The organism is Actinacidiphila sp. bgisy160, from assembly GCF_057707815.1.
In genome coordinates this window covers 514,173-526,472 of sequence record NZ_JBYIQW010000001.1, presented here as the reverse complement: position 1 = coordinate 526,472, position 12,300 = coordinate 514,173, and the positions used below count along the sequence as shown (strand labels likewise).

At 70.8% G+C, this 12,300-nt stretch carries 8 protein-coding genes and 4 tRNA genes; 9 read left to right on the top strand and 3 right to left on the bottom strand.

Annotation, left to right across the window (positions count from 1 at the left end; genetic code table 11):
* Positions 1-133: 133 nt before the first annotated feature.
* Positions 134-622 carry a hypothetical protein gene (locus tag AC3EUJ_RS02540; protein WP_431959186.1) on the bottom strand — a complete coding sequence of 163 codons (489 nt, stop codon included), beginning with the start codon at positions 620-622 and terminating at the stop codon, positions 134-136.
* A gap of 257 nt (positions 623-879) precedes the next feature.
* Here AC3EUJ_RS02540 and AC3EUJ_RS02535 point away from each other — a divergent pair, with 257 nt between their 5' ends.
* From AC3EUJ_RS02535 to AC3EUJ_RS02495, 9 genes are all read left to right on the top strand, one after another.
* Entirely contained in the window at positions 880-1,230 is a 351-nt protein-coding gene (locus AC3EUJ_RS02535) for a metallopeptidase family protein (protein WP_431959185.1), read from the top strand.
* 82 nt (positions 1,231-1,312) lie between these two features.
* Complete coding sequence (locus tag AC3EUJ_RS02530; RefSeq protein WP_431959184.1) at positions 1,313-2,872, top strand: metallophosphoesterase family protein; 1,560 nt, start codon at positions 1,313-1,315, stop codon at positions 2,870-2,872.
* 81 nt (positions 2,873-2,953) lie between these two features.
* Positions 2,954-3,026: transfer RNA gene (locus AC3EUJ_RS02525), tRNA-Glu, on the top strand.
* A 318-nt stretch (positions 3,027-3,344) separates the two neighbouring features.
* Positions 3,345-3,419, top strand: a tRNA-Asp gene (locus tag AC3EUJ_RS02520).
* Positions 3,420-3,423: 4 nt separating this feature from the next.
* Positions 3,424-3,500 (top strand) — tRNA-Phe (locus AC3EUJ_RS02515).
* Positions 3,501-4,100: 600 nt separating this feature from the next.
* Positions 4,101-4,586, top strand: a complete 486-nt coding sequence (locus AC3EUJ_RS02510; protein WP_431959183.1) for a SigE family RNA polymerase sigma factor — start codon at positions 4,101-4,103, stop codon at positions 4,584-4,586.
* 2 nt (positions 4,587-4,588) lie between these two features.
* Positions 4,589-5,389 carry a hypothetical protein gene (locus AC3EUJ_RS02505; RefSeq protein ID WP_431959182.1) on the top strand — a complete coding sequence of 267 codons (801 nt, stop codon included), beginning with the start codon at positions 4,589-4,591 and terminating at the stop codon, positions 5,387-5,389.
* A 537-nt stretch (positions 5,390-5,926) separates the two neighbouring features.
* Positions 5,927-9,871, top strand: coding sequence for an ATP-dependent RNA helicase HrpA (gene hrpA, locus AC3EUJ_RS02500; protein ID WP_431959181.1), 3,945 nt, complete (start codon positions 5,927-5,929; stop codon positions 9,869-9,871).
* Between the two features lie 72 nt (positions 9,872-9,943).
* A tRNA-Asp gene (locus tag AC3EUJ_RS02495) sits at positions 9,944-10,018 on the top strand.
* 640 nt (positions 10,019-10,658) lie between these two features.
* Here the strand turns inward: AC3EUJ_RS02495 and bldC are convergent.
* Both bldC and AC3EUJ_RS02485 read right to left on the bottom strand, forming a co-directional pair.
* The gene (gene bldC / locus AC3EUJ_RS02490) at positions 10,659-10,865 is read right to left on the bottom strand and encodes a developmental transcriptional regulator BldC (RefSeq protein WP_003949541.1); all 207 of its coding nucleotides are present in this window, start codon (positions 10,863-10,865) and stop codon (positions 10,659-10,661) included.
* 482 nt (positions 10,866-11,347) lie between these two features.
* Positions 11,348-12,202 carry a DUF8083 family protein gene (locus AC3EUJ_RS02485; protein WP_431959179.1) on the bottom strand — a complete coding sequence of 285 codons (855 nt, stop codon included), beginning with the start codon at positions 12,200-12,202 and terminating at the stop codon, positions 11,348-11,350.
* Between the last annotated feature and the right edge of the window lie 98 nt (positions 12,203-12,300).

The window sequence follows — 12,300 nt, the reverse complement described above, 5'->3', positions numbered from 1 at the left end:
AGCCACAGGAGAAAAGGAACGCGCCAACGCGGCGCGTCTCGGTTCGGCGCCGGGCAGTGGGATCAAACGATCTACCAGCATACGCATACGAGACCGCTTTGGCCAATTCGGTCCTCTCGGTCCCCCGTGCCCCTCACGCGGCACCGTTCACCGAGGGCGCGCTGGACGGCGAGGGCTCGGGCGACTCCCCGCCCCCGGACGGCGACGGCGAACCGTCACCGGGCGAGGACGTCGTCGACGGCCGGTCGGACGGCGGCGCGGACTGCGAGGGCCGTCCCGAGGACGAAGGGCGCCCGGACGGCTTCTGGCTGTGGGAGCGGCCCGGGCCCTGCGTCGGCCCCGGGACCGACTCCTGCGCCGACGCCGAGGGCGAGCCGGCGCCGGGCGCGGGCGCCCCGGGCCGCCCCTCCACCCCGCCGGGGCCGCCGGGCATCACCATCCCGCCGTCCTCCCAGGTCCCCCCGGCGTCGCCGGCCTCCCCGGCGACGCCCGAGGACGCGCCCTTCGGCTGGGCGTCGCCGCCCGCGCCGCCCACGCTCATGCAGCCGGACGCGGAGCCCAGGGCGAGCACGGGCAGGAGCAGCACGGCCGCCGTACGCGCGCGGGCGGTGGCAGGGGTCACGGGGGCACCTCTGGTGGATCTGGCGGGACCGGTGGGTCCGGCGGGGGGCGTCGCGGGATCGGGCTCCGCGCTGCCCAACGGGCCCACGGCCCTCGGGGACACGCCCGTACGGGCGGGAGCGCGGCCGCGCGGCGGCCGGACCGCCCCCGGCGCGGGTCACCGAACGCCTCCCGCCCGGCGACCCCTTGGCCCGCGCCCGGCACCGGAATCCGCGTCGGACGCTGCCCGAACGGCCTTCCGTCCCGGACAATGGCGGTGTGCTGGAGATGTCACGCGAAGCGTTCGAGGAACTGGTCAGCGACGCGCTGGACCGGATCCCGCCCGAGCTGACCCGCGTCATGGACAACGTGGCGGTGTTCGTCGAGGACGAGCCCGACCCCGCCGATCCGGAGCTGCTGGGCCTGTACGAGGGGACGCCGCTGACCGAGCGCGGTGAGTGGTACGCGGGCGTCCTGCCGGACCGGATCACGATCTACCGCGGCCCGACCCTGCGGATGTGCGCCACGAAGGAGGAGATCGTGGACGAGGTCGCCACGACCGTCGTCCACGAGGTGGCGCACCACTTCGGCATCGAGGACGAGCGGCTGCACGAACTCGGCTGGGGCTGAGCCCCGATGACCCCCCGCGGGCGCGCGGGGGCACTCCGCCCTGCGGCGCATGGCCCGCGACGGCCCAGGGCATACGTCGGCAATGGTCCGCGTTCGATCTCGTGTGCCCCGTATCCGTGACCTTTGGCGCCGCCGCACCGCCGCACCGCCCGCCCCCTCGCTCCCCGTCTCCCCCGCCGGCCCGTACCTGGGCGCGCTCGGGCTGCTCGTGGTGACGCTGGTGGGCGGCTGGCTCGGCCTGGTGGTGCTGGGCGGCATCGAGGAACCGGTCGGCCCGATGAACACCCGGATGTCGCTGCACCCGTCCTGGACCGGGGACACCAAGGTCAACGTCTCCCCGCTGGGCTCCCTCCAACTGGACAGCCACGACGGCCCGTTGCGTCTGGTCGTGGACGTCGACACCCTCGACCCCGACCGGGCCCGGACCCTCGTGCGGCACCCGGAGCGGATCAGCGGACTGCAGAGCCAGGTCGCCGCCGACGTCCAGCACAGCACGGCCGAGCTCGCGCTGCGGTCCTCGGTGGCCGCGCTGACCGGCGCCACCGCCCTGGGCCTGGCCGTCTACCGCAGGCCCCGCCGCGCCCTCGCCGCGGGCGGGCTGTCCCTCGCGGTGCTGGTGGCCTGCGCGGGCACCGCGTACGGCACCTGGAACCCGCGCAGCGTCCTGGAGCCCAGGTTCTCCGGGCTGCTGAGCAGCGCCCCCTCGGTGGTCGGCAACGCGCGCAGCATCGTCAGCGACTTCGACATCTACCAGCAGGAACTCGCCCGCCTGGTGACCAACATGACCCGGCTGTACGACGCGACGTCCACGCTGCCCGCGTACCACCCGGATCCGACCACGCTGCGCGTGCTGCACGTCTCGGACATCCACCTCAACCCGGCGGCCTGGCAGATCATCGAGTCCGTGGTCGCCGAGTACAAGATCGACGTGATCGTCGACACCGGCGACCTGATGGACCACGGCACCACCGCGGAGAACGGCTTCACCTCCGCCATCCCCGACCTGGGCGCGCCCTACGTCTTCGTCCGCGGGAACCACGACTCCATGGACAGCCAGCGCGCCGTCGCGGGCCGGGCCAACGCCTACGTGGTCGACGACGGCCGGTCCGTGGTCGTCAGGGGGCTGCGCATCGCCGGCATCGGCGACCCGCAGTTCACCCCGGACCGCTCGGTCGAGGCGGCCGGCGACCCGTCGGAACGGCTGGCGGGGCGGAAGCTGGCCGAGGCCGTCCGGCGGCAGAACGCCACGGGCGCCAAGGTCGACATCGCCGTCGCCCACAACCCGATCGCCGCCGCCCAGACCGACGGTGTCGCCCCGCTGATCCTGGCCGGGCACACGCACACCCGGGACGTCAGCGTCCTGGGGGAGGGCAGCCGGCTGATGGTGCAGGGCACGACCGGCGGCGGCGGACTGCGCGCCGTCGAGGGCGACACCCCGCAGAAGGTGGAGGCCTCCGTCCTCTATCTGGACCAGGACACCCACGCGCTGCAGGCCTGGGACGAGATCACCCTCGGCGGGCTCGGGCTGTCCACCGCCGAGGTCTCCCGTCACCTCCCGGAGGAGGTGGAGCCGGGCCGCCCCGGGGCCTCCTCTCCCACCTCCTCGGGGACACCCTCCGCCACGGCGACGAGCAGCCCGTAAACCGTTTTGGCGATCCCCCCTCGCATCCCATATGCTGCTGACGCGTCCCGACGGCCGAAGATCCGCCCGGCGGGTCATTCAGCCCTCATCGTCTAGTGGCCCAGGACGCCGCCCTTTCAAGGCGGTAGCACGGGTTCGAATCCCGTTGGGGGCACATACGTCTGCGTCATCCCGCAGACCATGCGCGTTGGCAGTGCGGCCGGTCACCGGCGGCGCTGCCTTCTGTGTTTCCGGGCCCCGGCCGGTGCCCTCCCTGGCGCAGGCCCGCAGGTCACGCGTGCGTGGCAGCACCCCGGGTCTGATACGCTGGTCCAGCGAGATCGGCCCGCCAGCGCGTGTCCGACCGGTCACCGAGAATCACCGACCGGAAGCCCCGTACCCGGCGATCCGTCCCTCGCGCAGCGCGGCGGAATCCCGTTGGGAGCACGCACGAACGTGTGGGAGACTGTCTCTCGCACGGAGCGCAGAGCAAGGTCCTGTGGAGCAGTTTGGAGTGCTCGCCACCCTGTCAAGGTGGAGGCCGCGGGTTCAAATCCCGTCAGGACCGCGCTGGCTGGGTAGCTCAGTTGGTACGAGCGATCGCCTGAAAAGCGATAGGTCGCCGGTTCGACCCCGGCCCCAGCCACCAGCGCCCATCAGGGCAAGAGCCCCTCTCCACGATCTTTGGAGAGGGGCTCTTTCGTGCCCCTTACGCCAATGATCCGGATCGGGAACGGGGCTTGAATCCCGGCGGCTGTCTCCTGGCCGCCGGGCTCAAGTTCTCACCCGCCGCCGACGGCGGGGGTTTCGCGTTGGCGCAAGAGTCGCCCGTACGCAGCTTCCTCCCGAGACGCCGACCGTGCAACGCCTGCGATCGCTCCGGCCCCAGGACCCAGCCGGCTGATCGCACCACCTACGCAACGGAGACCGGGCAGTGCTCATCGCGACCGGACGACGTGACGCACCCGTGGTCCTGGGCGCAGCCGTCACCACATCCACAGACACGCGAACCGAGAGCGGGAATCCCTTGTCTCAGCCGGCGGGAGGTACCTGAGACGCTTCGAGCCCGTGTCGAGGGCGCGCACGGAAGAGTTCCGCACCGGCCATGTCGCACACCGACACCGACACCGACACCCACCCGACCCCGACAGTGCCGTCAGGTTCTTTCCGGCGACCGCAACCCGGTGACCGCCCCACCGCACTGGAGTGGTGTGACGGTCCGCGCCGCGCGGACCGGGAAAGGGGCGGAATGGTGACCGGCGACGACGCGCTGCGCGCCTTCGTCGAGGGCCGGCGTACGGCGCTCTTCCGCAGCGCCTATCTGCTCTGCGGCAACCGCGACGAGGCCGAGGATCTGGTCCAGACGACCCTGGTGAAGGTGGTGCTCGGCGGCAGGCGCCTGGGCCGCCTCGACAGCATCGAGGCATACGCGCGCAAAACCCTGCTCAACACCTTCATCGCCGCCCGGCGCCGCTTCTGGCGGCGCGAGCACGTATACGGCGAACTGCCTGAGTCGGCCTCACCGCCGGCCGACTCGGACACCGGGCTGATGGTCCGGGCGGCCCTCGCCCGCCTCACCCCCAAACAGCGCGCCGTGCTGGTGCTGCGCTACTGGGAGGACCTGAGCGTCGAGGCCACGGCGGAGTTGCTCGGTATGCGCGTGAACACGGTCAAGAGCCATACGGCTCGGGGGTTGGCGGCGCTGCGCGCCGAGATGCAGGAGGAGCTGGTATGAGCATGGACACCACAGAAGTGCGGACGCTGCTGGGACGCGCCGTGGAAGAGGCGGGGCAGCCCTCCTTCAGCACGGACGCTGTATACGCGAAGGCATCGCGCATCCGGTGGCGGCGACGGGCCGTGGTGAGCGGTGCGGCACTCGCCGTCGTCGCGGCGGGAGCGGTGGTCGTTCCGGGAATGGCGGGGGGGCGGGAATCCGGCGGGACGTCGGTGGCCGCTCCGGTCGAGCTGACGGGCGGCAGCGGCCAGGCAAAGAAGCTGGCAAAGCTGCTGCCTCCGGCAGTGGGAGAGATCGAGCAGGTCTCCTGGGCGGTGCTGGTCAAGCAGGCGGACGCCAAGCACGCCGAGGAGCCGCATGTGGGGCCGCTGGACGGCCAGTACGCGGTTCGCCGTGACGGAGGCGTCGGCTACCTGCACATCAGGATCATGACCGGCGAGTACATCGACGCCAAGACCGGCGGCAAGGGAATGCCCGACGACCTCTGCCAACCGGACAGCGGCCACAGCGACTGCGTGCGCGAGCAGCTGCCGGACGGGCGCGTGCTCACCATCTGGCAGGAAGGCGCCACGGCAGGCCCCGGCCTCGTCTCCCCGAGCATGAGCCCCATCGGGGCCTCCCAGACCTGGGGCCCGGAGCTCGTGGGCCGGCTGACGCTGCCGGACGGCCAGGTCCTGGCGGCAAGGGACAGCACCGGATTCGAGGGGAAGAACGAGCTGGGACCGCTGCTGAAGACGCCGCCGCTGAGTCGTGAGCAGCTGCGTGAGCTGATGCTGAGGCCGGAGCTGCTGCCGAGGAAGTAGCCTCCCGACCCGTTCCGCCACCGGCCACCGGCGCCCCTGACCAGGGCGTGAGCCCCTCTCCACGATCACTGGACCAGTGGCTCCTGGCGCTGGTACGACGCGGGCGGCTCCACCACCAGCGCGAGCACGGCCGGGCGACGGCGTCGTCGTCAAGCGGGCGACCTGCAATCCCCAGCGCCGGGCCCCTCCACGGGGGCCCGGCGCCTCGCGCTTTCCCTGGCCGCGGGCCGAGCCCCAACGACGACGCCTACGCCGTACCGCGTCGACGTGCGGAGGAGTCAGGACGGCCGCTCCAGGGGCCTGCCGATCCACCTCGAGGAGGAAACCGCACAGCCGGCTGCCGAGGAAGGACTCGCTCCGACCCGCCGAGGGCTCCGGAGCACCGTGTCGATGAAGGACATCCCCGCCGCCCGAAGGGAGGGGAGGGGCGAGTGATCGTGCTGGACATCTCCGTCCTGGTCGCCGCCCTGGTGGACCGGGGTGCCACCGGTAATCGGTTCGCCCTGCGCGCACGGCGGATGCGATGCTGGGACGCGTATGTCTACGCAGCCCCCCTCCCCCGTATTCGGTGAGCTCGCCGCACGATTGGCCGAGCTCACCCTGCGCGACGCGCAGCGCCTCGGCCGTCGCCTGGACGGTGCACGCCGCATCCGCAAGCCCGAGGCCCGCTCGGCCGTGCTCGCCGAGATCCGGGCGGAGATCGACAAGGCCGCGCTGAAGGTCGAGGCGCGGCGCACGGCCATACCCGCGATCAGTTACCCCGCGCAGCTGCCGGTCAGCCGGAAGAGGAACGAGATCCTCGAGGCGATCCGCGACCACCAGGTCGTGATCGTCGCGGGCGAGACCGGCTCCGGCAAGACGACGCAGATCCCCAAGATCTGCCTGGAGCTGGGCCGCGGCGTCCGCGGCCTGATCGGCCACACCCAGCCCCGCCGGATCGCCGCCCGCACGGTCGCCGAACGCGTGGCGGAGGAGCTGCGCACCCCGCTGGGCGGCGCGGTCGGCTGGAAGGTCCGGTTCACCGACCAGGTCGGCGACGGCACGCTGGTCAAGCTGATGACGGACGGCATCATGCTGGCCGAGATCCAGACCGACCGGGAGCTGCGCCAGTACGACACGATCATCATCGACGAGGCCCACGAACGCAGCCTCAACATCGACTTCATCCTGGGCTACCTCGCCCAGCTGCTCCCCCGCCGCCCCGACCTCAAGGTCGTGATCACCTCCGCGACGATCGACCCGGAGCGCTTCTCCCGGCACTTCGGCGACGCCCCGATCGTCGAGGTCAGCGGGCGTACGTATCCGGTGGAGGTGCGCTACCGCCCGCTGCTCGCCGAAGATGCCGATGACGACGACCGCGACCAGATCACCGCGATCTGCGACGCGGTCGACGAGCTCCAGGCCGAGGGCCCGGGCGACATCCTGGTCTTCCTCTCCGGCGAGCGGGAGATCCGCGACACCGCCGACGCCCTGAACAAGAGACAGCTGCGCCTCACCGAGGTCCTGCCGCTGTACGCGCGGCTGTCCTCGGCCGAGCAGCACAAGGTGTTCCAGCGCGGCACGGGCCGCCGTATCGTGCTGGCCACCAACGTCGCGGAGACCTCGCTCACCGTCCCCGGCATCCGGTACGTGATCGACACGGGCTTCGCCCGCATCTCCCGCTACAGCCACCGCACCAAGGTGCAGCGGCTGCCCATCGAGCCGATCAGCCAGGCCAGCGCCAACCAGCGCAAGGGCCGCTGCGGCCGGGTTGCGGACGGCATCTGCATCCGGCTGTACTCCGAGGACGACTTCGAGTCCCGCCCGGAGTTCACCGACGCCGAGATCCTCCGCACGAACCTGGCCTCCGTCATCCTGCAGATGACCGCGGCCGGTCTCGGCGACATCTCCCGCTTCCCCTTCATCGACCCGCCGGACGCCCGCAACATCAAGGACGGTGTCCAGCTGCTGCAGGAGCTCGGCGCGCTCGACGGGCAGAAGCTCACGCAGACCGGCCGCAAGCTCTCCCAGCTGCCGGTGGACCCGCGACTGGCCCGCATGGTGCTGGAGGCGGAGCGCAACGGCGTGGTCCGCGAGGTCATGGTCATCGCGGCCGCCCTGTCGATCCAGGACCCGCGGGAACGCCCCCAGGACAAGCAGCAGCAGGCCGACGAGAAGCACCGCCGCTTCGCCGACGAGACCAGCGACTTCATGGCGCTGCTCAACCTGTGGCGGTACGTGCGCGAGCAGCAGAAGGCGCTGTCCTCCTCCGCCTTCCGCCGGATGTGCCGCACCGAGTACCTCAACTACCTCCGCATCCGCGAGTGGCAGGACATCTACAGCCAGCTGCGCACGGTCGCCAAGACGATGGGCATCCACCTCGCCGAGGGCGACCACGAGGTCAACCTCCAGCATGTGCACCAGTCCCTGCTGGCCGGTCTGCTGTCGCACGTCGGCCTGAAGGACACCGACAGCAAGAACGAGTACCTGGGCGCCCGCAACGCCAAGTTCGCGGTGTTCCCCGGCTCCTCGCTCTTCAAGAAGCCGCCGCGGTGGATCATGTCGGCCGAGCTGGTGGAGACCTCGCGGCTGTGGGCCCGGGTCAACGCCCGCATCGAGCCGGACTGGATCGAGCCGCTCGCCCAGCACCTGGTGAAACGGTCCTACAGCGAACCGCACTGGGAGAAGGACCAGGCCGCGGTCATGGCCTTCGAGAAAGTGACGCTGTACGGCGTGCCGATCGTGGCCGACCGCAAGGTCAACTACGGGAAGATCGACCCGGAGACCAGCCGCGAGCTGTTCATCCGCAACGCGCTCGTCGAGGGCGACTGGCGCACCCACCACCAGTTCTTCCTCGACAACCGCAAGCTGCTGGCCGAGGTGGAGGAGCTGGAGCACCGGGCGCGGCGCCGCGACATCCTCGTCGACGACGAGACGCTCTTCGACTTCTACGACCGCCTGGTCCCCGAACACGTCGTGTCGGGCGCGCACTTCGACTCGTGGTGGAAGCACAAGCGCCGCGAGGAGCCGGAGCTGCTCAATTTCGAGCACTCCATGCTCATCAACGAGAACGCCGAGGCCGTCACCAAGGACGACTACCCCGACTCGTGGCGGCAGGGGAAGCTCAAGTTCCGTGTGACGTACCAGTTCGAGCCGGGTACGGACGCGGACGGCGTGACCGTCCACATCCCGCTGCAGGTGCTCAACCAGGTCACGCCGGACGGCTTCGACTGGCAGATCCCGGGCCTGCGCGAGGAGGTCGTCACCGAGCTGATCCGCTCGCTGCCCAAGGCCATCCGCCGCCACTACGTGCCGGCGCCGAACTACGCGAAGGCCTTCCTCGACCGTGTCGTCCCCGTGCAGGACCCTCCCCTGACCTTCGGTATGGGGGACCCCATGCCCGAGACGCTGGCGAGGGAGCTGCAGCGGATGGTGGGCGTGCCCGTCACCGCCGAGGACTTCGACCTCGCCAAGGTCCCGGACCATCTGAAGATCACCTTCCGGGTGACCGACGAGCGCCGCCGCAAGCTGGCCGAGGACAAGGACCTGGAGGCGCTGAAGCTGCGGTTGCGGCCGAAGACCAAGGCCGCGATCAGCAAGGCCTTCGACGCCTCGGGCTCCATCGGCATCGAGCGGCGCACGGGGCTGAAGCAGTGGACGGTGGGCACCCTGCCGCGCACCTTCGAGACGCGGCGGTCCGGGCAGCCGGTCAAGGCGTACCCGGCGCTGGTCGACGAGGGCGAGAGCGTGGGCGTGCAGCTCTTCGACACCGAGGCCGAGCAGGCCGCGGCGATGTGGCGCGGCACACGCCGGCTGATCCTGCTGAACGTGCCGGCGAACCCGGCGAAGTTCGCCGCGGACCGGCTGTCCAACCAGGACAAGCTCGCCCTGTCGCGCAGCCCGCACGGCTCGGTGACCGCCCTGTTCGACGACTGCGTCACCGCGGCCGCCGACCGGCTCATGTCGGAGCACGGCGGCCCTGTCTGGGACGAGGAGTCCTTCCGGAAGCTGTACGACTCGGTGCGCGCCGACCTCGTCGAGCTGACGGTCAGGACGGTCGCCCAGGTGCGCCAGGTGCTGGCCGCCTGGCAGGCCTGTGAGCGCCGCGTGAAGGCCACCCAGAGCCTTGCCCTGGTGGCGAACCTCGCGGACGTCAAGGAGCAGCTGGGAGCCCTCGTGGGGCCCGGTTTCGTGACCGCCGCGGGGGTGCGCCGGCTGCCGGACCTGCTCCGCTACCTGGTGGCCGTCGACCGGCGGCTGCAGCAGATGCCCACGGGCGTCCAGCGCGACACCACGCGCATGGAGAAGGTGCGGGAGATCCAGACCGAGTACGCCGAGCTCCTGGCCGCCCAGCCGGCCGGACGCCCGGTCCCCGAACGGGTGCGCGACATCCGGTGGATGATCGAGGAACTGCGGGTCAGCTACTTCGCGCACGCCCTGGGGACGGCGTTCCCCGTCTCGGACAAACGCATCTTCAAGGCCCTCGACGAAGCCTGGGGCTGATCGGGTTCGCAATCACCCTCTGACCTGCTGTACAGTCTTCCTCGCGGCCAGGGAACGACGGCCGCGAAGCCTGGTCCTGTGGAGCAGTTTGGAGTGCTCGCCACCCTGTCAAGGTGGAGGCCGCGGGTTCAAATCCCGTCAGGACCGCAAGTGAAGCAAGGCCCGCGTCCAGCGAAGGACGCGGGCCTTTTTGTTGCGTGCGCGGCGGCCGGCGTGGCCGGGATGCGACGGCGGAGGGAGCCGGTCCCCTGGTTCCCGCCGTTCCCGCGTGGTACGCCTGGCACATGAGCGCGACGCCGAGGGACCCGGGCACTCCCCCGGGACGTGACGCGGGAACTGCCGCGCGCGCACCTGGCGGTCGCGGCGGGAGACGGACGGCGGGGGGCGGGGGCGGACGGCGGGGCCTCACCCGGCGCTGTCCGGTGTGCCACCGGCCTGATGCGGCTGACCCCGCGGCGCACGGCCGCCCCGCTACCCCACGAGACGGCGGAGGAACAAGACTCCGACATGTGACGGGAGTCACGCGAAAAGTTCGCTCTCTGGGGGAACTTGGGGCCTCCTGTGGGACCGTCAATTTAATATGTGCAATTGCACTCACGACAGAGGGCCCAGTCCTGGCCCAGCCCTCACAAGACGGACACATCACACGCACAAAAAAGATCGCACCGGAGCCGGCGGACTCCGGTGCGATCGACGTTCCTATGGGTGTCCCTGATGGGGGCAGGGACCCATCGGAGCGGACGTCATGGCGAGTTGGGGGCCTCGCGTGGACGCCCGTTTGATCAGGTCAGGCCTCGCTGCGCTGCTGCGGAATGCCCGCGAGCAGTGCACGGACCTCCGCCTCGCGGTAGCGGCGGTGCCCGCCGAGCGTGCGGATGGACGTGAGCTTGCCAGCCTTGGCCCAGCGCGTGACCGTCTTCGGGTCCACGCGGAACATCGTGGCGACCTCAGCGGGGGTCAGCAGCGGCTCGGCATCAGGGGTGCGAGCGGTCATGAGCGGCCTCCTCGAGAGAACCGAACCAACACGGTTCTTTCCTCTAAATTCTGCACCTTGACCCGCGTTGCCCGAAATGGCGGACGCGGGCCGAGTCGGTAATAGGACGAACGGCTTGTCCTTGGCACTACAACTACACCATCTGTCCAGCCGTGTCGGCCAAACCGATGGATTTGCCCTCTGAGGTGTCTAAGCTCGACGGAAGCCGATGGACCGGGCCATAACGGACAGTCACACCTGAGTGACGATCAGTCACAGCCAACCCACGAGCCACAGCCCCACCTCAAGGGCATGCAATCCCGGACATTCCACCCAGAGCGAGTGGAAAGAGGTCCTTCTGGACCCGATGTCCCATATTGTCATGGGGGGTGGGGATGAGGGCAAGACCCCTAAACGTGCTTTAGGTCACGCTTAGGCCAAAGGTACCGGTCAGCCGGACTCAGGACCAAAGTCCCTCCCCGGCGACCGCTCCCGACGGACCCTCAACTCGCGTACTGCAGCTCCCTGACGGCCCGCCACCGGTCGGTGAGCCGCTCGTACGCCTCGCCGGCCCGGGTGCCGTCCTCGTCCCGCAGCGCGGCCAGCGCCTCCGCCACGTCGGCGGCCGACCGGTCCTCCGCGAGGGAGTCGTGGGCGATGGCGTGGACGAGCCCGCCGTAGTCGAGTTCGACCAGGGAGCGCGGGTGGAACTCCTCGAGCCAACGCCCTACATCTACCAGGCCGTCGATCAGGGGTCCCTCTTCGAGTGAATCCTTGAGCACCCGCAGCGCCCGGGCCGTCCGCCGGCGGGCCTGCACCATGGGCGTCCGGTAACGCATCACCGGCTGCTTGGACTCGCCCGCGCCCGCTGGTTCGTACTCACGCTCGGAGTCGTCGAACAGCACGAACCAGCGCACCGGGACGTGCCACGTCGCCCCGCGGATCCACGGCCGGGCGTCGGCGTTCTCGGGCTTCTCCGCCCGCCACGCCGCGAAGTCCGCCTCCGCCTGCTCGCGCACGACCGGCGGCAGCACCGCGTCCACCACGGGGGCGGGGAACTCCTCGACCAGTTCGGACAGGGCCAGCCAGCCGCGCAACCGGGTACGCCAGGGGCAGACGTGCGTCACACCGTCCACGACGGCGACGAACGCGTCCCCGCTCTCGCGCACCGGGACGGCGACGGGCGGGACGGACAGCAGACCGGCCAGCGACTGGCGCAGCTCGTCCTGTGCGGTCCGCTGCGCACCCTGGGCGGCGTACCGGTACCAGTACCCCCGGTCGGGCTCCGGAAAGGCCGCCAGCGGCTCGTACACCCGCAGATAGGCCGCGTACGGGACCAGCACCGATGACAAGCCCACACCCGCTCCCTCGTGACGGCTTCCGCCCTGGCATCGTCCCACGTCGCTTCCAGCACGGGGAGTGATCCACGACACTGGGAAGATGTTCACGGCCGGGT

Coding starts and splice junctions, on each gene's coding strand:
- AC3EUJ_RS02530 (WP_431959184.1), top strand. CDS start 1,313: ATGGTCCGCGTTCGATCTCGTGTGCCCCGTATCCGTGACCTTTGGCGC.
- AC3EUJ_RS02510 (WP_431959183.1), top strand. CDS start 4,101: ATGGTGACCGGCGACGACGCGCTGCGCGCCTTCGTCGAGGGCCGGCGT.
- AC3EUJ_RS02505 (WP_431959182.1), top strand. CDS start 4,589: ATGGACACCACAGAAGTGCGGACGCTGCTGGGACGCGCCGTGGAAGAG.
- hrpA (WP_431959181.1), top strand. CDS start 5,927: ATGTCTACGCAGCCCCCCTCCCCCGTATTCGGTGAGCTCGCCGCACGA.
- bldC (WP_003949541.1), bottom strand. CDS start 10,865: ATGACCGCTCGCACCCCTGATGCCGAGCCGCTGCTGACCCCCGCTGAG.